Below are 20,473 nucleotides of genomic sequence, written 5' to 3'. Positions count from 1 at the left end.
TCTTCCAGGGTTGAAGGCAGCGGGTGCTTGGCTCACCAAAAGCAATAAATCAATGCCACCGCAGCGGCGACACCCAAGGCGGCCAGCGCCTTGATCAGCAAGGTTTCGCTCAACCGCTGCGGGGGTGAGCCCGCATTATCGGCGGGAGCATATTGCTCGCGCTTGATTGCCCGGAAGGTGAAGCGCAAGCCGATCAACAAAAACAGCATGATCACGCCGAGGGCAACGCCGCGAGTCGTGGCCGGCTTGGCCGATGGCGGCGTTTTGTCTATCTGGCACGCGACGCTGTCGGCTTCGACGACGGTGATTCGTCCGTAATCGGTCGAGGGCATCTTCTCGCCTTTGAGGATCGCCGCCTCTTGCTCCAGATCCAGGGCCTGATATTTCCACAGCGTCGGCAATCCTTCACGGCAGTAGGTGAACGTGATGGGGTTTGGGGCGGTAATAATGCACGCGTCGTTGATGCCGAGTTTTTTCAGGGTTTCGGTAGCAGGCCGTGTGAAGTCAAGGTCCAGGACCGGAACAATTCCCGTGGCAGACGCAACCGTCGAAACCAACAGGCTCCCGGTAGCGCAGAGTGTTGAAATTTTCAAGGTTGGATGCCCCTTGTTTTCCAATGACTTTTGTTTTTTTGGAGCTCGGCTACAACCGGCCTGATCAAGTCTAGAATTCTAGTTGAACCTCAATGACCGGCGTCGAATCATTGCCAATAATGGCCGAAAAGATTCTCGACTCTGCGAGCGGCCGGCGATTCATTTCAGAGTGTCTGGATGACAATTGAAAAATTCAACGAAGACCTGCGTCAGGCGCGCGAGGAGCTGAAGGCCGCTACGGCCCAGGTCATGGAGCTGGTTCGTTCGGGCAAGGCGTTCGGAGATGAATGGGACGCGGCGGTTGCACGAGAGCGCAAAGCCTTTCAGAAAATGCAGTGGGTGCTGGACAGTCCCTTGGCGCCTCGGTGAGGCGGGCTTGCCCAGGAAAGCGGTGTCATTTCGGGGTTCTGTTTAACGGCGTTTAAGGTTACTTCCTGAAAGCTACAACGCCTTGCGCCATTGCCTACGACTACGCCAGAATCCGCCGGCTTGTGCGCTTTGGCCCCCCTCGGTAACTTGATCCCCGTCACTGATTCCCAGTGATCGGGTTTAGTAGCCCGAGGATTTGAAAGCTGCACAAGTGTCTGTCAGACAGGTATTTCCATGCCTGTATTTGATGGTGGTTGTGCGCAGGGCGTCCTCGGACGCGCCGGCTTTGCTTTCGTTCCCCGGTCTACTAACCTGCGTACAGCCGCCACCCCTCGTATTAGTAGCGAGGCGTGGCTGCCCAGTAAGGAACGAATGAATATGTCCAAAGTTACCCCCAACCCGCCAGACACCGATCCGGCATCCCCCTACGAATCAGTCGATTCAAAAAAATTCCACGAAGCCGCCGACCGCGCCCTCGATCACTACTTCAACCCCGCCGCCCTCAAGCCCCCACTCGTGCGCAAACCCAGCACCATGTTCATGATCGCACCGGACATCCGGGACGAAGACCTGCTGGCACACACCTGCGAATCCCTGGCCTCGGCCAGCGTCATGACAGCCGACTTCGCCGCCTACCTGGAAGGTCCGCACCGGCACACCGCGCTGGGGATTGCGCAAATCATCATGCAGGCGGAACTGGCGGTGAACCGGATGCTGGATAACGTCGACTTGCCCAAGTAATCACTGACACCGCGTTTTCGTTCATCGTCGGAACGCCGCCCGGAGCAAGCCCGCTCCCACATTAGACCGCGTTTGCTGGACAACTCGGTCAACTGTGGGAGCGGGCTTGCCCGCGATGGCATCGCCTCGGTCTCTAGTGAACCAAGTCCTACACATCAGCCCTTCCGAGGTGACCCCATCGCCAGCAGGCTGGCTCCCACATTGATCTCTGCTAAACACAGAATTTGTGTTCACTGAAGATCCCCTGTGGGAGCCAGCCTGCTGGCGATAGCTTTTCAGACTTTCAACACTTTCCCGCCAATGGCCACGTTCATCGTCGGAACGCCGCCCGGAGCAAGCCCAATCCCACATGAAACCGCGTTCGCCCGGACAACTCGGTCAACTGTGGGAGCGGGCTTGCCCGCGATGGCATCGCCTCGGTCTCTAGTGGACCAAGTCCTACACATCAACCCTTCCGAGGTGACCCCATCGCCAGCAGGCTGGCTCCCACATTGAGCTCTGCTAAACACAGAATTTGTGTCCACTGAAGATCCCCTGTGGGAGCCAGCCTGCTGGCGATAGCTTTATCAGACTTTCAACACTTTCCCGCCAATGGCCACGTTCATCGTCGGAACGCCGCCCGGAGCAAGCCCAATCCCACATGAAACCGCGTTCGCCCGGACGACTCGGTCAACTGTGGGAGCGGGCTTGCCCGCGATAGCATCGCCTCGGTCTCTAGTGAACCAAGTCCTACGCATCAACTCTTCCGAGGTGACCCCATCGCCAGCAGGCTGGCTCCCACATTGATCTCTGCTACACAGAGAATTTGTGTTCACTGAAGATCCCCTGTGGGAGCCAGCCTGCTGGCGATAGCTTTTTCAGACTTTCAACACTTTCCCGCCAATGGCCACGTTCATCGTCGGAACGCCGCCCGGAGCAAGCCCAATCCCACATGAAACCGCGTTCGCCCGGACGACTCGGTCAACTGTGGGAGCGGGCTTGCCCGCGATAGCATCGCCTCGGTCTCTAGTGAACCAAGTCCTACACATCAACCCTTCCGAGGTGACCCCATCGCCAGCAGGCTGGCTCCCACATTGATCTCTGCTAAACACAGAATTTGTGTTCACTGAAGATCCCCTGTGGGAGCCAGCCTGCTGGCGATAGCTTTTCAGACTTTCAACACTTTCCCGCCAATGGCCACGTTCATCGTCGGAACGCCGCCCGGAGCAAGCCCGATCCCACATGAAACCGCGTTCGCCCGGACGACTCGGTCAACTGTGGGAGCGGGCTTGCCCGCGATGGCATCGCCTCGGTCTCTAGTGAACCAAGTCCTACGCATCAACTCTTCCGAGGTGACCCCATCGCCAGCAGGCTGGCTCCCACATTGATCTCTGCTACACACAGAATTTGTGTTCACTGAAGATCCCCTGTGGGAGCCAGCCTGCTGGCGATAGCTTTTCAGACTTTCAACACTTTCCCGCCAATGGCCACGTTCATCGTCGGAACGCCGCCCGGAGCAAGCCCGATCCCACATGAAACCGCGTTCGCCCGGACGACTCGGTCAACTGTGGGAGCGGGCTTGCCCGCGATGGCATCGCCTCGGTCTCTAGTGAACCAAGTCCTACGCATCAACTCTTCCGAGGTGACCCCATCGCCAGCAGGCTGGCTCCCACATTGATCTCTGCTACACACAGAATTTGTGTTCACTGAAGATCCCCTGTGGGAGCCAGCCTGCTGGCGATAGCTTTATCAGACTTTCAACACTTTCCCGCCAATGGCCACGGCCACCAGCAACAGCGCCATCAACCCGAACGCAAAACTCAAACTGCTGCCATGGGCGATGAACCCGATCACCGCCGGGCCAGCGAGGATTCCCGCGTAGCCGAGCGTGGTGATGGCCGGTACGGCGATGTGTTCGGGCATCACTGTCTGTTTGCCCACGGCGGTGTACAGCACCGGCACAATGTTCGAGCATCCGGCGCCGAGCAATGCATAACCCACCAGTGCCGCTTCCCACGCCGGGGCGAATGTGGCCAGTGCCAGGCCCACCGCCGCGGTCAGCCCACCGAACACAATCACCCGTGTCGAGCCCAGCCGTCGAACGATTCGGTCACCGGTCAGGCGTCCGACCGTCATGGTCAGGGCGAACGCCGCGTAACCCAGCCCGGCATACGCTGTGTCGATCCCGCGTTCCTGCGTGAGGAACACGGCGCTCCAGTCAAGCGCCGCGCCTTCGGCCAGGAACACGATGAAACACATGCCGCCAATGAACAGTACGATGCCATGGGGCACGGCAAACGCCGGTCCCGAGCTTTCGCTGCCGTAAGGCAACAGATGCGGCGCGGCTTTGAGCAATGCAATCACCAGCACCACAATCACCACCAACATTGCACTCAGTGGTGACAGGCCGAGGCCGAGCAGGGCGCTGACACCTGCCGCACCGACGATCCCGCCGAGGCTGAACATCCCGTGAAACCCCGACATCATGTGCTTGCCGCTGGCCCGCTCGACGATCACCGCTTGCAGATTCACCGTCGAATCCACCGTGCCCAGGCCCGCGCCGAACATGAACAACGTGGCGATCAATGCTGGCACTGACGACACCGTCGCCAATAACGGCAGCGCCAAGCAGATCAACAACGTTCCCCCGGTCGCGACCCGACGGCAGCCGAAACGCGTGGAAAGGAGACCCGCCATCGGCATCGCCAGAATCGACCCGACCCCCAGGCACAACAGCAGCAAACCGAGGGTGCCTTCATCCAGCCCGGCCCGTGCCTTGGCGTAAGGCACCAACGGTGCCCACGCGGCAATGCCCAGACCTGCGATGAAGAAGGCGATGCGGGTGGACATCTGCTCCAGGCGTCCGGGGATGACGGGCGCTGGCGTGTTGAGGGCAGTCATGAAAAATCCTTGGCGTTGCGGGTTGCTGACAGAATGCAGGACAACATCCTTGCATATCAGGCAGCGCACCGCGACCTCGAAGGGTTTTCACCAGTCGCCTAGAACGCACCTCGCGTCTCCCTGCCTGCCTCGCTGGTGAGGCTGACGTTGGCGCCCGGCTGCCAGCGCGCAGTCCCCGAGGCATCGTTACTGCGCACGATGCATTTCCATTGAATGTCTTGTTTTGCCGGCAGATCGATCACACCGCTCCATTGCTTGCTTTGGGAGTTGTAGGTCAATGGCACGGCATGAACAGGGTCCCAGGCCCCCAGTTCAAGTGTCGAGCCTGCGGCATAAACGTTCTGGCCGGGGTAGGTCGTGGCGTAGTCGCAGGTGAAGTGAACACTGACGGCAGGTTGTTCAGGCGCCGTGCTCCAGAGACGGATTTTTCCGTCATCCCAGATCAACCTGGGATCGGTCAGCCCCGGGGGAAGTTTTGTCAGGTCCGAACTCAAGGCAATCACCAGGCTTCGGTTGTCCCCGGTCGTTGTCGCGACCAACCCTGAATATTGGGTGTGGAAGCGAATTGGTGAGTCGGCCTTGATTCCGGCTTCCTTGCGGATTTTGATCAGTTGGCGGATGAGCTCGCCGCGTTGCCAGTCAAAGAAGTCCGGCCAATACACGGCCGGTGTCCCGGGGCTGCTGAGGATGTAGGCGTAGGCTTGATTGCGTAGTTCTTCGGGCAAAGGCCAGTGATGTTGACCACCGTAGCGTCCTGGTGAATAACCGGTGTCATGGTTGTCGACGAAGGTGACGGCGGCCGCGCGCCAGGCTGGATCGGGATTGCCATTGAGCCCATGTCGCCATTCGGCGATCGAGCCGTTTTGCATGCGCTCCTTGAGGGCAAAGTCGAAGACGGTGCAATGGGCGCGGTCGGACCAGTCCTTGAGCGCATCCTGCCAACTGGCCTTGCTGCGCCAGTCCCCAGCCGGGTATTCACTGGGGCCTTTCCAGAGTTCACCGACACAGAATTGAAGATTCCCAAACGCATTCATCCAGCGGTCCACGTTCTGCGGCGCGTAGCCGCGAACAAAGTCGAAACGCAGGCCCATGGCGCCATAGTTGTCGCGCAGGTTGCGCAGTTCGTTTTTAAAGGTCTCGAACACTAATGGATATTGGATGTTCACATCGGCATTGCCGTCGATAAATGGATCGCCATCGTCACACTCGGCACAATCGTGACGCCATTCCCCATGCCCTCTCGGGAACAGCGGGACATCGCCCTTGGTGTCATCCATGTGGTTGGGCACCACGTCATAAACGACTTTTACACCCGCTCGATTCAGGGCCGCGGCTGCTGTTTTGAGCTGCTCATCGGTGCCGTACTGGCTGTTCTTATCAAAGCTACGCCAGAAATAACCTTCACCACCACCGGACGTGTTGCTGCCGCCGTCCACCCAACTGGACGTGTCTTTCCACGGCGGCGGCATCCAGATGGCGGTGAAGCCGTCGAGGCCGATCTGACCGGCCATGTGTGCCAGTAACGCATACCATGTTTCGGTTTCGTTGCGGCTGGAGTTCCAGTGGAACCCCTGCAACAGGATTTCTTTCCCGTTGCCGTTGCGCACCGGTGTGACTTCATCCGCCGTCGCCGCCCCGGCCAGAAGCAGCAAGAGAAGCAGCGACAGTAGTCCGAACTTTTTCATGAGTGTATTCCGAGGAATCCCAGGTTTTTACTCTGGGCTCGTGAATGTGGCTTGTCTGCTGTCATAAATGACAGATGTTCCCAACTGTTTTGCGATAAAAGTGCGGATGCTCATAACCGATCGGGTGGATGTGATTTTTCCGGGCCGTCGCCTAAAGTACAGCCTCTCCACAGGCTGACTTCAGGACCGATCCATGACGCCGTTCTACGATGCTCGAGGCAATATCTATGCGGTGATGGCGCCTGACGCCGTGCGTGAACGCGGTATCGATCTGCCTCGACTCGCCAGCGACGCCGCGCAAACCCGCGAAAACTGGACGTTGGCGGCGATTGAGGCGTTCTGCGCATGGGCTCCCGGCACTCAACCGCCGGGCAGTAAAGACCATCGCTGCGACGGTCTGCTGGTGGGGCCGTTTCAGTCGTCGCCGCCGTTTGATCTGTTGATCGTCAATACCGACGGCACCCTGGCCGAGCGCAGCGGCAACGGGTTGACGATTTTCTCTCAGGCCCTGAGCGAGCAAGGATTGTTGCCCAGGGACGAGGCGTGTTTGCTCAGGGTTCATCACGACAAGGCTGATGCGGTTTCACCCGTGGGCACTTCGGTGAAGCCAGCCGAGGTCGAGGGGGTGAAAGGGTTCTGGCTGGACCTGGGCAAACCTTCGTTCGGGCCGGACGCGGTGGGGGCTGAAAGGGTTGAAGGCGCGCTGTTGAACGGTCGCGACGTCAGCCATGTGCAGCCGTTGTCGGCGCTTGATCCAGCATGGTCTCGAAGCCAGTTCGTGCGCATTGGCAATCCACATTGCGTGACACTTTTGGAGAACGCCGAAGCGTTGCCGAGCAATGAACAGATGCGCGAGCCCGGGCTGTGCGAAGGTCTGACGCGAATTGCTTACGCCATGCCGGCGGGGGCAGGGGTACCGTGTCCTGCCGGCGTGAATCTGCAATGGGCGATGCTAGCGTCTGAAGGACAAATCGCCGCGCGGGTATTTGAACGTGGGGAAGGGCCGACGGCGTCGTCGGGCACCAGCGCCAGTGCGGTGGCGTGTGCTGCCTGGCGGGTTGGCTGGGTTGCGGCGGGTGAGGTGAGGGTGGTGATGCCCGGTGGCACAGCGCCGATTTTACTGGAGGAATCGGATGGCGAGTTGAGTCGGGTAAGGCTTTTCGGTACGGCTCGGTTGATGGATTGAATTGTCGGCCGTCATCGCGGGTAAGCCCGCGATGGGGCCTTCAAGATCACTGCAGTCTTACAGTTGCCCCGGCCATTCCACCACCGGCATCGTCCGCTTCATCAATACCTTGCCCTCCCTGACCGAATACAGCGGCAAGCCCTGGCTGCGAATCACCTCGTAGTCGCTGTCCGCCGACAGGATCAACAGATTCGCCGGCCGGCCCTGTTCCAGTCCATATCGATCGCCCAGGTTCATGGCTTTGGCGCTGTTGTCGGTGACCAGGTCCAGCGCACTTTGCAGGTTGCGGTAACCGAGCATGTGGCAGATGTGCAGACCGGCTTCGAGCACCCGCAAAATGTTGCCGTTGCCCAGCGGATACCATGGATCGACGATCGAGTCCTGGCCGAAACACACGTTCATGCCCGCTTCGAGCAACTCGTTGACCCGCGTGACGCCCCGGCGTTTCGGGAAGGTGTCGAAGCGGCCTTGCAGGTGAATGCTTTCGGTGGGGCAGGAGACAAAACTGATGCCCGAATGCCCGAGCAGGCGGAACAGTTTGGCGCAGTAAGCGTTGTCGTAAGAGCCCATCGCCGTGGTGTGGCTGGCGGTCACCCGCGAGCCCATGTCGCGGCTTCGGGCTTCTTCGGCCAGCACTTCAAGAAAGCGCGAATGCGGGTCATCGGTTTCATCGCAATGCACGTCCACCAGGCAGCCGGTGCGCTCAGCCAGGTCCATCAGGAATTTCACCGAGCTGACGCCTTGATCCCGGGTGTACTCGAAATGCGGAATGCCACCGACCACATCGGCGCCCATGCGGATCGCTTCTTCCATCAACTCCCGGCCGTTGCGGTACGACTCGATGCCTTCCTGGGGGAACGCGACGATTTGCATGTCGATCAGGTGGCGGTTTTGCTCGCGTACTTCGAGCATCGCCTTGAGCGCAGTGAGCTGCGGGTCGGTGACGTCGACGTGGGTGCGCACATGCTGGATGCCATGGGCGGCGAGGGTCTGGATGGTTTTATTGGCGCGGGTCCTGGTGTCTTCCTCGGTGATGGTCACCTTGCGCTCGCCCCAGCACTCGATGCCTTCGAACAGCGTGCCGCTCATGTTCCAGCGCGGCTCGCCAGCGGTGAGGGTGGCATCGAGGTGAATGTGCGGCTCGACGAAGGGCGGCACCACCAGGTTGCCGCCGGCGTCCAGGTCATCGGGGCCCAGGGTCGGGGCTTCGGTCTGACGGGCGATGCTGCGGATCAGTCCGTTTTCGAGGTGCAACTCATGCAGGCCATCCTGGTTGCGCAAGCGGGCATTGATGATGTGCATCAGGCGAATCCTTTTATAGATCTTGTAATGGCGCTTCAGCGGCCCGGGCACCCAGGACGCTGGTCAATAACACATACGTTAACGCGGCAGCGGCAATCCCTACCAGCGGCGCGACCCACGGCGAATTGAACGCCGCGACGGTGCCGACCGCATAGGCCGTCAACCCGGGCCAGTTGAACGCCGGCAGCCGCGCGTCGGCCAGGCGGGGATATTGACCACGATAGCGAAAGAAGAAGTCGGCCATGATCACGCCGCCGATCGGTGGAATCACCGTGCCCAGCAGAATCAGGTACGGCACCAGCATGTCGTACATGCCCAGCAAGGCGAGCAGCGTGCCGATCACTGCGCCGGCCAGGGTCACGGTCTTGCGTCGACCGGTGCGCAGCAGGTTGCAACCGGCGACGGCGAAGTTGTAGATGGTGTTGTCCTGGGTGCTCCAGATGTTGAGCAGCAACATGGCCATCGCGGCCATGGCGAAACCTTGCAGCAACAGCACCTCGACCACGTCCGGCTGCTGGTAGACGATGGCCCCGTAGGCCCCGATCAACACCATCAGACCGTTGCCGACGAAGAAACCGATCAGGCTGGCCAGGACCGCGACCCGGGCCGAGCGGGAAAACCGCGTCCAGTTGGTGGCCTGGGTGGCGCCGCTGACGAAGGTGCCGAACACCAGGGTAATCGCGGTCGACCAGTCCAGCGATCCGGTCGGCACCACGGCAAGCAACCCATCGAGCCCGCCGACCTTCACCGTCGCCACCCACATCGACAGCATCAGCAGCAACATCATCGCTGGCACCGCGATGTAGGAGAGGATTTCCAGCCCGCGATAACCGACATACGCGGTGGCGCAAAACATCAGGCCGAACAGCACCATCAAGCCCAGCACGGTGCCTTGGTCCAATTCGAAATACTTGCCCAGCACCACCGCCGCCGTCGCGGTGCCCCAGGCGTACCAGCCGATCTGGGTAAAACCGAGGATCAGGTCGCTTAGTTTGCTGCCGACCTCACCGAAGCAGAAACGGCCCATCAATACGGAATTGAGCCCGCTTTTGAACGCGATGTAACCCAGCCCCGCGGCATAGATTCCCAGCAGCAAGTTGCCGACGATAATCACCGCCATCATCTCGCCGAAACTGAACGCCACGCCGAGCTTGCCGCCGGCGAACATGGTGGCGGTGAAGAAGGTGAAACCCAGCAGCACCATGGCCGTGGAGGCGAGGCCCTTGCGCGCGTGCATCGGCACTTCGCTGAGGGGGTAGTCGTTGCCTGGATCGTTCTGCGTCATGTGGCGTTCCTTGCTGAATGAGAGACGCGCTGGGTTGTGCAGTGGTCGTGCCAACGCCAAGGTGGTGCAGTTATTTATAGTCGAGCCGACAAATTTGGTGCGGGCGAAGGCACGAAAGCAGTGCACCTGCAGGAATACACAACCCATGTGGGAGCGGGCTTGCTCGCGATAGCGGTGGGTCAGTAGATGCATGTGTCTAATGACACACCGCTATCGCGGGCAAGCCCGCTCCCACAGGGGACTCGGTTTCTTCAGGGGGACTGGATCAGGGGCAAAAACTTCAGCAACGCCGCGACAATCGCCTCGGGCGCATCTTCCTGTACCAAATGCCCGGCATTGGCAACCGGGTGAAATTGCGCTCCGGCAATCATCTGTTGCAGCGCCCGACCACGCTCGATGGGAATCCACTGATCGTCTTCGCCCCACAGGATCTGCACCGGGCAGCGAATTGTCGGATACAGCCCTTCGGCCTCACGGGTATAACGCTCATCCATCTGCGCAATCTGCCGATAGAACGCCGCTTGTCCCGGATCGCCTAGCCATGGCTGCACATAGGGCGCAAGTTCTTCATCGCTGATGTCTCGCTTGATCGCCCCGCGAATATAAGCCGGCACAATGGCGCGCTGGATGTAATCGGGCAGGCCGCTGAACGCCGCCTCATGCTGGCGCACATGCTGGACGAACGGCGAACCCCACGGCGTCAGCGCCACCGGGTCGATCAGCGTCAGGCTGCGATAGTTCTTGCCGTTGAGCAGGTGCGCGCGAAGCGCAGTGGCGCCGCCGAAATCGTGGGCCACCACATCCGGCCGTTCCAGCCCCCAGTGATCGAGCAACTGTGCCAGCAAGACGTTCTGCACCCCCAGCGATACATCGCCGTCGATTTTTGCGGATTGGCCATAGCCCAGCAGGTCCAAGTAATACACCCGGTGCGTGGCGATGAAATGCGGCGCGATCCGGTGCCACACATAGGAAGAGAATGGCGTGCCATGTACGAACACTAGCGGCGGGCCGTCGCCCCGTACGGCGTAGCGAGCGCAGTGTCCGTTGAAGCGATAGGTCTGGGGCAGTGGCCAGTCAGTCATGTGCGTGTCCTTTTGGCAGGTGCAAGCCAAAAAGCATAGGCATAAAAAAACAGCCACGAAGGCTGTTTTCTGTATCACTGACGAAACACATTCGCCCCTTTGTGGGAGCGAGCCTGCTCGCGATAGGTCTGACATTCAGTGTGATGTGACTGACACCGCTATCGCGGGCAAGCCCGCTCCCACAGGGGGATGTGTTTTTTCAGGTCGGTTTACTCGCCGTGATAGATGCAGCCGCTGGTGCATGTCTCATGGATTCGGATCGCGCTGAGTTCCGGCAGCAGGGGCTTCAGTTCTTTCCAGATGAATTTGGCCAGCACTTCGCTGGTCGGGTTTTCCAGGCCGGGAATGTCGTTCAGGTAGTTGTGGTCCAGACGCTCGTAGAGCGGCTTGAAGATCGCCTTGATTTCCGAGAAGTCACGGATCCAGCCGGTGTGCGGATCGAGGTCGCCGCTCAAGTGGATCGCCACTTTGAACGAGTGACCATGCAAGCGACCGCACTTGTGGCCTTCCGGCACGTGAGGCAGGCGGTGGGCGGATTCGAACGTAAACTCTTTGAAGATTTCCACAGTGATTTTCAGCTCTGTCAGGTGGCGATCGCCGCGGCGATGTGGGCAGGCGGCGAGTTTACCAGAGCTCTGGGCAAAACACTGACTAAAGGGTCAGCAAGCGCTCGCCGAGGCGACCATTGGCGGCCAGTTCGAGGAACTCGTCGCCCAGACGACGGCTTTCATCCATCGCCGCTCGCCAGTATTTCTGCCGACTCGGTGCATCGCCCATGAAGCGTTTGAAGTCGTTGCGGTCCGGCAGCTTGCCGTAGGGCAGGCGCGCCAGGTAGTCCTTCGACGGCGCCAGCAGCAGAACGTCCTGCAATCGCGCAGGGCAGGCGCGACGCCACGGTAGCGACTTGTCGAACCAGCCGGGGATCACCCGGTCGGTGAAGTGCGGGTACAGCACGATGTCTTTGCCGCTGTAAGGCAGATCGAGGTGATAGTCCAGCAGACCGCCATCGCGGAACGTCCCGGCGCCGGCACCCGGCAGATCACGCACGCCTTCCATGACCATCGGAATCGAGCCCGAGGCGAGCAGGGCCTGGCGCAGGTTGCCAGCAGTGAGCGCGACGAAGCGCGACGGGAAATCGTTCAGCGCATTGACCGGAGGCACCAGGCGCGGGTCGTGGATGATCAGCCGCTCGAAATGCCGCGACAGCCGCGCGCGACCGCGCAAGTTGTCGGCGATCACCGATCCCAGCGCCAGCCCGAGCCGGCCGCGATGATCGTCCGCGAGTCGGCCGTGGCTTTTGACCACCATGATGTTCAGTCGGTAATGGGCGTTGTTCAGGATCGACGCATCGCGGCCGTCGAGCAGTTCATCGAGCATGCGCCGGGAGCTTTGACTGATCTGCGCCATGGTCACGCCTTTGGCGAAGTCCTGCCCGGTGTAGAGGTGACCGAGGCGCCGAATGCCTTCGGCGGCATCCGGCAGACAGGCGCTCGCGAACCGCCAGGAACCCACCGAGGCGCCAATCAGCGAGCGCTCTCGCGGCGCGGCCGGCAACCATTCGCCGAACAACGCCAGGTCCAGACCTTGAATCCCCAACGCTTTCGGCCCACCGGCCGCCCCGGGCAGGGTACCGACATCGGCGGCGCTCAAACCGTTTTTGCGAATGCGCGCAAAAGCCCGAGGGCCGGCCTTGAGGGTCAGGGCAGGGAACTTGATGTGGATGGCGGTCATACCGGTCTCAATTGTTGGCAAGCGCAAGATTATAAACAGGCAACACGGTCATTGTAGGAGTGAGCCTGCTCGCGATGGCGGTGGATCAGTTCACATAACCTTTGACTGGTACACCGCTATTGCGAGCAGGCTCGCTCCCACAGGTTTTTGTGCAGGTCTTTGATATCGAGGTGCCACTTCAATGATGGCAATTCAGTTTCAGTTAAGTTCAGCTCGCTAAGGTGCCCGGCGTAGGCAACACATAAGAAAATACGGAGACACCCCCCTTATGAAAATCCTGACTGCCCTGTTCGCCGCGTCCCTCATTGCCATGACCGCCAGCCTCGCCCACGCTCGTGACCTGGGCCCCGATGAAGCCCTGCGGTTGCGCGACGCTGGTACCATTGTGTCTTTCGAGAAGCTCAACGCCACCGCTCTAGCCAAACACCCCGGCGCCAAAATCACGCAAACCGAGCTGGAAGAAGAGTACGGCAAGTACATCTATCAGGTTGAGCTGCGCGACCCACAAGGCATCGAGTGGGACCTGGAATTAGACGCGGTCAGCGGCCAGTTGCTCAAGGATCATCAGGATACGTAATGAAGGTGCTTTCGTTTTCAAGCATGGCGCTGCTGTTGCTGGTGTTTTGCTCGGTGGTCATGGCGCGCGACCTGGATCAGGACGAAGCCCTGCGCCTGCGTCAGCGCGGGGTCATCCTGCCGCTGGAGCAACTGTTGCAACAGGCGCTGGACCGCTATCCGGGGTCCAAATTGCTGGAAGCCGAGCTGGAAGAAAAACATGACGTCTACATTTATGAAGTCGAGTTGCTGACCGCCCAGGGCGTGGTCCGCGAACTGGACATCGAAGCCGCCACTGGCCGCTTGCTCAAAGACAGGGAAGACTGACCGATGCGATTGTTGCTGGTGGAAGACCATGTGCCCCTGGCCGACGAATTGATGGCCGGGCTCAATCGCCAGGGCTACGCCGTGGACTGGCTGGCCGATGGCCGCGACGCGGTGTATCAGGGCAGCAGCGAACCGTACGACCTGATCATCCTCGACCTCGGCCTGCCGGGTTTGCCGGGGCTCGAGGTGCTGGCGCAATGGCGCGCCGGCGGCCTGATGACACCAGTGCTGATCCTCACCGCACGGGATTCCTGGGCCGAGCGCATCGAAGGCCTCAAGGCCGGCGCCGACGATTACCTGACCAAACCGTTCCACCCCGAAGAGCTGCACCTGCGGGTCCAGGCGCTGTTGCGCCGCTCCCACGGCCAGGCCAATCAGCCAACGCTCAAGGCCGCCGGTTGGCATCTGGACGAAGGCCGTCAATGCGTGACCCGCGACGGCGCGGACATCCAGCTGACCGCCGCCGAATTCCGTCTGCTGCGTTATTTCATGTTGCACCCCGAACAAATCCTCTCCAAAAGCCACCTCGCCGAACACCTTTACGACGGTGAAACCGAGCGCGATTCCAACGTGCTTGAAGTGCACGTCAACCACCTGCGACGCAAGCTGGGGCGCAGCGTCATCGAAACCCGGCGCGGCCAGGGTTACCTGTTCGGCGGACAAGCCCGGTGAGGTCGATCCAGCGCCGCTTGAGCCTGGGCCTGATCAGCGTGATGGTGGTCGTCGGCCTGGTGCTGGCGCAGACCAGCCTGTGGTTGTTTGAAATGGGCTTGCAGCGTTACCTCGAAGCCGGTCTGCGTGACGACAGTGAAAACCTGCTGGTGGCGTTGGTGCGCGGGCCACAAGGCTTGCAGCTGGACGAGCGGCACCTGTCGCCGGCCTATCAACGGCCGTTTTCCGGGCATTACTTCCGTATCGATTTCGCTGACAAACACTGGCGCTCCCGTTCGTTGTGGGACCAGGAGATGCCGAGCCTTGACCACCCTGGCCTGCACAGCAACTTGCAATTGGGGCCGGAAGGCCAGCAGTTGCTGGTGCTGCGTTCGGACTATCGGCGGCTCGGTCAGTCGATTTCGATCAGCGTGGCGCAGGATTACACCCCGGTGCGCGAGAGTTTTCGGCGCATGCAACAAATTGGCATTGGCTTGGGGTTGGCGGGGCTACTGCTGATTCTGCTGCTGCAACGGATCACGGTGCGTCGCGCCTTGCGTCCGCTGGAAAAGGCCCGCGAGCAAATCGCCCAGCTGCAACAGGGCCAGCGCTCGCAACTCGATGATCAGGTGCCGGTGGAGCTGGAACCGCTGGTGGCGCAGATCAACCATTTGCTCGCGCACACCGAGGACAGCCTCAAGCGTTCGCGCAACGCCTTGGGTAACCTGGGGCACGCATTGAAAACGCCGCTGGCGGTGTTGCTGAGCCTGGCGTCGAGCGAAAAACTCGACGCTCATCCCGAGTTGCGCAAGACCCTCAAGGCGCAACTGGAACAGGTTCAGCAGCGACTCAATCGCGAACTCAATCGCGCGCGGTTATCCGGCGATGCGCTGCCAGGGGCATTGTTTGATTGCGATGCGCAGCTGCCGGGTTTGCTGGCGACGTTGCGCATGATTCACGGCGAGCACCTGGACCTGAGCTACCGGGCACCCAGCGGTTTGCAGTTGCCGTGGGATCGCGAGGATTTGCTGGAGTTGCTGGGCAACCTGCTGGACAACGCCTGCAAATGGGCGGATGCCGAGGTTCGCTTGAGCGTGGTCGAGACGGCTGAAGGGTTTCGGTTGAGTGTGGAAGACGATGGGCCGGGGATTCCCGAGGCGCAGCGTGAACAGGTGTTCAGCCGGGGCACGCGGCTGGATGAACAGACCGACGGGCACGGGTTGGGATTGGGCATCGTGCGCGACATTGTCGATTCGTGGGGCGGGGTGTTGAGGCTGGAGGAGAGCGAGTGGGGCGGGCTCAAAGTGATCATTCAATTACCCAAACGCTGAATATCCTGTGGGAGCGGGCTTGCTCGCGAAAGCGGTGTGTCAGTCGACATCTCTGTTGCTGAAACACCGCATTCGCGAGCAAGCCCGCTCCCACATTGGATCTTTAGTGGGCATTAAATCGGGTTACACGCGGAACTGATCCATCAAGCCCTGCTGCTGATTCGCCAGGCTGTTGAGCGACTGACTTACCCGCGCCGACTCGTTGGCCTGTCCCGATAGCGATTCGGTCACGTCGCGAATCGTTGCCACGTTGTTGTTGATCTCCTCGGCCACCGCACTTTGCTCTTCGGCCGCCGAGGCGATCTGCAGGTTCATGTCGGTGATCACTGTCACGGCCTCGCCAATCTGGCGCAACGCGGTGACCGCCTGACCCACTTGTTCGACGCTGCCTTGGGCCTGGCGATGGCTGTTGTTCATCGAGCCGACCACGTCCTGGGTGCCGCTCTGCAATTGCTCGATCACCAGTCGGGTTTCTTCGACCGACTCCTGAGTGCGGCGCGCCAGGTTGCGCACTTCATCAGCCACCACGGCAAAACCACGTCCGGCTTCACCGGCCCGGGCCGCCTCGATGGCGGCGTTGAGCGCCAGCAGGTTGGTTTGTTCGGCGATGGCGCGAATCACTTCCAGCACCGAACCGATTTTCTCGCTGTTCGCCGCCAGGCCTTCGACTTGCACCATTGCTGCGCTCATGTCGGCGGCGAGGTTGTCGATGCTGGTGGTGGTCTGGTCGATCACGGTCAAGCCTCGGCGAGTCGCCTGATCCGCCTCCTTTGCCGCCTGGGCCGCTTGCGCCGCGCTGCGGGCGACGTCCTGGGCGGTGGCGCTCATTTCGTGGGACGCCGTCGCCACTTGGTCGACCTGGCGGTATTGCTGCTCCATACCGGCGCTGGTCTGGGTGGCGATGGCGGCCGATTGGTCCGCCGTGCTGCGCGCGTCCTGCACCGAGCGTTTGACCTCGGCGATGATCGGTTGCAGCTTGTCGAGGAAACGGTTGAACCAGCCGGCCAACTGGCCCAGTTCATCCTGTTTGTCATAGGCCAGGCGCCGGGTCAGGTCGCCTTCGCCGCTGGCGATGTCTTCGAGCATGTGCGCCACGCCGAGGATCGGCCTGGTCACGCTGCGCGCCATCAGCCACACCAGCAACAAGCCAATCAGCGCGGCGAGCACGCCCAGGCTGAGCTCGACCAGCGTGCCGGACCGGTTGCTGTCATCGAGTTGTTTTTTCAGGGCATCGGCGGGGCCGACCAGGACTTTTTCCGGCACGTCGAGCAACACGCCCCAGGACTTGCCACCGGGAATCGGCAGGAACGGCGCCAGTACTTTGAGTTGATGATCATTGTGCAGGCTTTCGGTTTTGCTGCTGGCGGCGAGCAGGCGAATCAGCTCGGCGCCGCTGGTCTTGTCCACGGCGTCCAGGCGCTGGCTGAGTTTGCTCGCGTCCGGGCTGTAACCGGCCAGCAGGCCGACCGGGCTGATGATGCTGACGCTGGTCTGGCCGTCGTAGAGCTTTTTACTGGCGCCCTGACTCATGGCTTGCAGGCTGTTGAGGTTGATGTCCACCGACAGCGAGGCGATGACTTTGCCGTTGACTATCAGCGGGAACACGATGCTGGTCATCAGCACGTTCTGACCGTCGATCACAAAGAAGTACGGTTCGATCACGCAGGGCTTGAGCGTGGTGCGCGGGCAGGTGAACCAGGCGTTGGCCGGCTCGCCACTGGGGCCGGTGCTGGTGTCGGCCATGTCACTTTCCGGCAGCGCCATGGAGGTGACCTTGCCTGGCGTCGGTTGCGACCAGTACAGGGCAAACCGCCCCTTGTCGTTGCTGCCCAGCTCCGCCTGGCCTGCGAACAGCTCATCCTTGCCATCCAGCGCGTTGGCTTCGAACACCAGTGACAGACCGAGCAGTTCCGGGTTGGCCTGCAGCGCCGATTTGACCTGGCGAGTCAGGTCTTCACGCAGGTCGAAGGCGTCCAGAAAACGCTTTTCGGCCTGATCGCGCAGGAACAGCACCTGCCGCGAAAAACCATGGCCATATTGATAGGCGTCCATGAACTGCTGGCGAATCCCCAGCGCCTGGTTTTCACCCTGGGATTCGATCCGGGCCTGCGCGGCTTCGGTGAGCATCTCCATGCTTGAGGCTTTCACCATCTCGGAGCTGTGCTCCATGCGGTACAGCGAAAGACCCACCAGCAGGGTCACGATGCCGGCCAGGCACAGCCCGGCCAGCAGGGTGATTTTCCATTGAATGGAAAGTTGTCTGATCGACATGGAGACGTCCTTTATTCGATAAATATCTGAGACTTTGCACTGTAACGGCGCACGATCGACTTTCTTGAGGGTTGCAGCTTGCGGCCGCTTCCTTCAAAGTGCGCGCCCTCTAATAAAACCCATTCCCTGATCCGCTGGCGGCTCTTCGCAGACTGCCGGCTGAGCTCATTTCGCTTGCCTTGAGGTAACGATGATTAATGCTGTAATTGCTGCGGTCGGCGTCATGCTGATCCTCAGCCTGTCCCGCGTGCACGTCGTGATCGCACTGATCGTCGGCGCGCTGGTGGGTGGTTTGACCGGTGGCCTGGGCATCGACGCCACCCTCAAAGCCTTCAACAGCGGCCTCGGCGGCGGCGCGACGGTGGCATTGTCTTACGCCTTGCTCGGGGCATTCGCGGTGGCGATTGCCAAGTCGGGCCTGGCCCATGCGCTGGCGGATAAAGCGTTGGCAATGGTCGATCGGCAGCACGCCAGCGGTGGCCGCCAGGTCAAGTGGCTGCTGATCGGTCTGCTCTGGGTGGTGGCGATCGCATCGCAGAACATCCTGCCGATACATATCGCCTTTATTCCGTTGCTGGTGCCGCCGCTGCTTTATGTGTTGACCCGGCTGCAACTGGATCGCCGGTTGATCGCCTGCGTCATGACCTTCGGCCTGATCACGCCGTACATGTTCTTGCCGGTGGGCTTTGGCAACATTTTCCTCAATGAAATCCTGCTGGCCAACGTGGCCCGCAGCGGCGTGGACATCACGGGAATCAACGTCACCCACGCCATGGGCATTCCGGCGCTGGGCATGGTCGTGGGGCTGGCGGCGGCGTTTATCAGCTACCGCAAAAAGCGCGTCTACGACCTGGAAAAGATCGAGCAAGTCGAGCAAGTCGCGGTGGAGTACAACCCGCTGAGCCTGATGGTCGCCGGTGTCGCCATCGTGGCCGCGTTCATCATTCAGTTGCTGCTGGACTCGATGATCATCGGTGCGCTGGCCGGATTCCTGATCTTCTCGGTCTCGGGCATCGTCAAGTGGCGCGACACGGACGACCTATTCACCGAAGGCATGAAAATGATGGCGATGATCGGCTTCATCATGATCGCCGCGTCCGGTTTTGCCGAAGTGATGAAGGCCACCGGCGAGGTGCAAACCCTGGTCGAGGCGTCGGCATCGTGGATCGACCACAGCAAAGGCGTGGGGGCATTGCTGATGTTGTTGGTCGGTCTGCTGGTGACGATGGGCATCGGCTCGTCGTTTTCCACCGTGCCGATCCTGGCAGCGATCTTCGTGCCGTTGTGCGTGCAGCTGGGCTTCAGCCCGATTGCGATCGTGTGCATCGTCGGCACGGCCGGCGCCTTGGGCGACGCCGGTTCGCCGGCATCGGATTCGACGCTGGGGCCGACCTCCGGCCTGAACATCGACGGCCAGCATCACCACATCTGGGACACCGTGGTGCCGACCTTCCTGCACTACAACCTGCCGCTGCTGGCGTTCGGCTGGGTCGCCGCGATGATTTTGTAGTCACATCACCCCTGTGGGAGCGAGCTTGCTCGCGATGACGGCGGCACATCCAACATTGATGTTGGCCGATACCCCGCTATCGCGAGCAAGCTCGCTCCCACAGGGGACCTCATTGCCCTCGAGCTCAACTTTTGACTTGGCGTGCCGTTAAAGCCTTTAACCACGCCAATAAAATCAAAAGAGTGAACCGTCATGCGCCTGAGCCTCAAGGCTAAAGTCCTGTCCCTTGCCGTCCTCCCGGTGTTGCTCTTTGCGCTGGTCATCAGCCTGACCACGTTGTTCATTCTGCAGGAACAGGCTCGCAAGGAAGTCGAGGAAACGCGCGAGCGCCTGCTCAGCGACGCCAAGGCCACCCTGCAAAGCTACGTCGCGGTTGCCATGACCACGATCAAACCGTTGTACGACGCGGCGGCCCAGGGCGATAACGCGGCGCGGGCCCAGGCGATCAAGCTGCTGTCGAGCATCAGCTACGGCAAGGAAGGCTACTTCTTCGGCTACGACTCCAACACCGTGCGCCTGTTCAAGGCCAACAGCCCCGATGGCGTGGGCCAGAGCTTCAAGGACAACCGCGACCCGAACGGCGTCTACGTCAACCGTGACCTGGTGAACGTCGCCAAGGACGGCACTCACTACCTGCAATACAGCTCGCCATTGCCTGGCAACACCCAGGTGCTGGTGCCCAAGCTCGGTTACACCGAATACCTGCCCAAGTGGGACATGGCGGTCGGCACCTCGGTCAACCTTGACGGCATCGAAGCGCAAGTCGCCCTGGTGGACGCCAAGGTCAAGGAGCGCATGGAAGGCGTGGTGCTGAGCATCGTCGGGATTGCCGTGGTGGTGCTGTTAATTATCGCCGCCGCCGGGATGCTGCTGGCCAACACCATTCTGCGTCCGCTGAACCTTATGAAAGCCAACCTCGATGACATCGCGGCGGGCGAGGGCGACCTGACCCGTCGCCTGACCATCACCAGCCA

At 60.8% G+C, this 20,473-nt stretch carries 17 protein-coding genes and 2 pseudogenes; 9 read left to right on the top strand and 10 right to left on the bottom strand.

All coding sequences use genetic code 11. The features are described from left to right. Positions 1–32: 32 nt before the first annotated feature. Entirely contained in the window at positions 33–593 is a 561-nt protein-coding gene (locus tag K5K95_RS31985; RefSeq protein WP_222587764.1) for a hypothetical protein, read from the bottom strand. 177 nt (positions 594–770) lie between these two features. On the opposite strand from K5K95_RS31985, the gene K5K95_RS31980 reads away from it, so the two are divergent. Together K5K95_RS31980 and K5K95_RS31975 are read left to right on the top strand one after the other, a co-directional pair. Beyond that, the gene (locus K5K95_RS31980) at positions 771–962 is read left to right on the top strand and encodes a hypothetical protein (protein WP_222587763.1); all 192 of its coding nucleotides are present in this window, start codon (positions 771–773) and stop codon (positions 960–962) included. A gap of 378 nt (positions 963–1,340) precedes the next feature. After that, positions 1,341–1,703: a DUF6124 family protein gene (locus K5K95_RS31975; RefSeq protein WP_222587762.1), complete on the top strand. Its 363-nt coding sequence runs from the start codon at positions 1,341–1,343 to the stop codon at positions 1,701–1,703. Between the two features lie 1,728 nt (positions 1,704–3,431). Here K5K95_RS31975 and K5K95_RS31970 read toward each other — a convergent pair. Both K5K95_RS31970 and K5K95_RS31965 read right to left on the bottom strand, forming a co-directional pair. Next, a complete protein-coding gene (locus K5K95_RS31970; RefSeq protein ID WP_222587761.1) occupies positions 3,432–4,583 on the bottom strand; it encodes an MFS transporter in 1,152 nt (383 codons plus the stop codon). A gap of 98 nt (positions 4,584–4,681) precedes the next feature. Beyond that, positions 4,682–6,268, bottom strand: a complete 1,587-nt coding sequence (locus tag K5K95_RS31965; protein WP_222587760.1) for a glucan 1,4-alpha-maltotetraohydrolase domain-containing protein — start codon at positions 6,266–6,268, stop codon at positions 4,682–4,684. A gap of 193 nt (positions 6,269–6,461) precedes the next feature. On the opposite strand from K5K95_RS31965, the gene K5K95_RS31960 reads away from it, so the two are divergent. Further along, a complete protein-coding gene (locus K5K95_RS31960) occupies positions 6,462–7,454 on the top strand; it encodes a diaminopimelate epimerase (protein WP_222587759.1) in 993 nt (330 codons plus the stop codon). Positions 7,455–7,511: 57 nt separating this feature from the next. On the opposite strand, the gene codA is transcribed toward K5K95_RS31960, so the two are convergent. From codA to K5K95_RS31935, 5 genes are all read right to left on the bottom strand, one after another. Continuing rightward, the gene (gene codA / locus K5K95_RS31955; RefSeq protein ID WP_222587758.1) at positions 7,512–8,756 is read right to left on the bottom strand and encodes a cytosine deaminase; all 1,245 of its coding nucleotides are present in this window, start codon (positions 8,754–8,756) and stop codon (positions 7,512–7,514) included. A gap of 13 nt (positions 8,757–8,769) precedes the next feature. After that, positions 8,770–10,041, bottom strand: a complete 1,272-nt coding sequence (codB, locus tag K5K95_RS31950) for a cytosine permease (protein ID WP_222587757.1) — start codon at positions 10,039–10,041, stop codon at positions 8,770–8,772. Between the two features lie 251 nt (positions 10,042–10,292). Next, on the bottom strand, positions 10,293–11,123 hold the full coding sequence (locus K5K95_RS31945; RefSeq protein ID WP_222587756.1) for an alpha/beta fold hydrolase: 831 nt from the start codon (positions 11,121–11,123) through the stop codon (positions 10,293–10,295). A 209-nt stretch (positions 11,124–11,332) separates the two neighbouring features. Further along, a complete protein-coding gene (gene queD / locus K5K95_RS31940; protein ID WP_008152165.1) occupies positions 11,333–11,689 on the bottom strand; it encodes a 6-carboxytetrahydropterin synthase QueD in 357 nt (118 codons plus the stop codon). Between the two features lie 85 nt (positions 11,690–11,774). Further along, the gene (locus tag K5K95_RS31935; protein WP_222587755.1) at positions 11,775–12,854 is read right to left on the bottom strand and encodes a patatin-like phospholipase family protein; all 1,080 of its coding nucleotides are present in this window, start codon (positions 12,852–12,854) and stop codon (positions 11,775–11,777) included. A gap of 268 nt (positions 12,855–13,122) precedes the next feature. On the opposite strand from K5K95_RS31935, the gene K5K95_RS31930 reads away from it, so the two are divergent. From K5K95_RS31930 to K5K95_RS31915, 4 genes are read left to right on the top strand one after another with little or no spacing between them, the layout of a single operon-like run. Then, the gene (locus tag K5K95_RS31930) at positions 13,123–13,431 is read left to right on the top strand and encodes a PepSY domain-containing protein (protein ID WP_222587754.1); all 309 of its coding nucleotides are present in this window, start codon (positions 13,123–13,125) and stop codon (positions 13,429–13,431) included. Beyond that, positions 13,431–13,736, top strand: a complete 306-nt coding sequence (locus K5K95_RS31925; RefSeq protein WP_222587753.1) for a PepSY domain-containing protein — start codon at positions 13,431–13,433, stop codon at positions 13,734–13,736. The genes K5K95_RS31930 and K5K95_RS31925 overlap by 1 nt, the downstream gene beginning before the upstream one ends. 3 nt (positions 13,737–13,739) lie before the next feature. Further along, positions 13,740–14,408 carry a response regulator transcription factor gene (locus K5K95_RS31920; RefSeq protein ID WP_090186089.1) on the top strand — a complete coding sequence of 223 codons (669 nt, stop codon included), beginning with the start codon at positions 13,740–13,742 and terminating at the stop codon, positions 14,406–14,408. Beyond that, positions 14,405–15,718: a sensor histidine kinase gene (locus K5K95_RS31915; protein ID WP_222587752.1), complete on the top strand. Its 1,314-nt coding sequence runs from the start codon at positions 14,405–14,407 to the stop codon at positions 15,716–15,718. The genes K5K95_RS31920 and K5K95_RS31915 overlap by 4 nt, the downstream gene beginning before the upstream one ends. Positions 15,719–15,841: 123 nt before the next feature. Here the strand turns inward: K5K95_RS31915 and K5K95_RS33750 are convergent, their stop codons facing one another. Together K5K95_RS33750 and K5K95_RS33745 are read right to left on the bottom strand one after the other, a co-directional pair. Next, positions 15,842–16,546: a methyl-accepting chemotaxis protein gene (locus tag K5K95_RS33750; RefSeq protein WP_409999746.1), complete on the bottom strand. Its 705-nt coding sequence runs from the start codon at positions 16,544–16,546 to the stop codon at positions 15,842–15,844. A 201-nt stretch (positions 16,547–16,747) separates the two neighbouring features. Further along, positions 16,748–16,804: pseudogene (locus K5K95_RS33745) on the bottom strand (hypothetical protein); the annotation flags it as partial. A 1,378-nt stretch (positions 16,805–18,182) separates the two neighbouring features. On the opposite strand from K5K95_RS33745, the gene K5K95_RS31905 reads away from it, so the two are divergent. Both K5K95_RS31905 and K5K95_RS33740 read left to right on the top strand, forming a co-directional pair. Then, a complete protein-coding gene (locus tag K5K95_RS31905; protein ID WP_222590489.1) occupies positions 18,183–19,499 on the top strand; it encodes a Na+/H+ antiporter family protein in 1,317 nt (438 codons plus the stop codon). Positions 19,500–19,691: 192 nt separating this feature from the next. Further along, positions 19,692–20,468: pseudogene (locus tag K5K95_RS33740) on the top strand (cache domain-containing protein); the annotation flags it as partial. Positions 20,469–20,473: the final 5 nt, after the last annotated feature.

It is taken from the genome of Pseudomonas sp. DR48, from assembly GCF_019823085.1.
Classification (GTDB): Bacteria; Pseudomonadota; Gammaproteobacteria; order Pseudomonadales; family Pseudomonadaceae; genus Aquipseudomonas.
This window is presented reverse-complemented; position numbering and strand designations above follow the sequence as displayed.

Excerpts from the sequence above, each read along its gene's own strand:
- K5K95_RS31980 (WP_222587763.1), top strand. The coding sequence starts at position 771 with ATGACAATTGAAAAATTCAACGAAGACCTGCGTCAGGCGCGCGAGGAG.
- K5K95_RS31920 (WP_090186089.1), top strand. The coding sequence starts at position 13,740 with ATGCGATTGTTGCTGGTGGAAGACCATGTGCCCCTGGCCGACGAATTG.
- codB (WP_222587757.1), bottom strand. The coding sequence starts at position 10,041 with ATGACGCAGAACGATCCAGGCAACGACTACCCCCTCAGCGAAGTGCCG.
- K5K95_RS31965 (WP_222587760.1), bottom strand. The coding sequence starts at position 6,268 with ATGAAAAAGTTCGGACTACTGTCGCTGCTTCTCTTGCTGCTTCTGGCC.
- K5K95_RS31970 (WP_222587761.1), bottom strand. The coding sequence starts at position 4,583 with ATGACTGCCCTCAACACGCCAGCGCCCGTCATCCCCGGACGCCTGGAG.
- K5K95_RS31945 (WP_222587756.1), bottom strand. The coding sequence starts at position 11,123 with ATGACTGACTGGCCACTGCCCCAGACCTATCGCTTCAACGGACACTGC.
- K5K95_RS31930 (WP_222587754.1), top strand. The coding sequence starts at position 13,123 with ATGAAAATCCTGACTGCCCTGTTCGCCGCGTCCCTCATTGCCATGACC.
- codA (WP_222587758.1), bottom strand. The coding sequence starts at position 8,756 with ATGCACATCATCAATGCCCGCTTGCGCAACCAGGATGGCCTGCATGAG.
- K5K95_RS31925 (WP_222587753.1), top strand. The coding sequence starts at position 13,431 with ATGAAGGTGCTTTCGTTTTCAAGCATGGCGCTGCTGTTGCTGGTGTTT.
- K5K95_RS31960 (WP_222587759.1), top strand. The coding sequence starts at position 6,462 with ATGACGCCGTTCTACGATGCTCGAGGCAATATCTATGCGGTGATGGCG.
- K5K95_RS33750 (WP_409999746.1), bottom strand. The coding sequence starts at position 16,546 with ATGAGCGCCACCGCCCAGGACGTCGCCCGCAGCGCGGCGCAAGCGGCC.
- K5K95_RS31975 (WP_222587762.1), top strand. The coding sequence starts at position 1,341 with ATGTCCAAAGTTACCCCCAACCCGCCAGACACCGATCCGGCATCCCCC.
- K5K95_RS31935 (WP_222587755.1), bottom strand. The coding sequence starts at position 12,854 with ATGACCGCCATCCACATCAAGTTCCCTGCCCTGACCCTCAAGGCCGGC.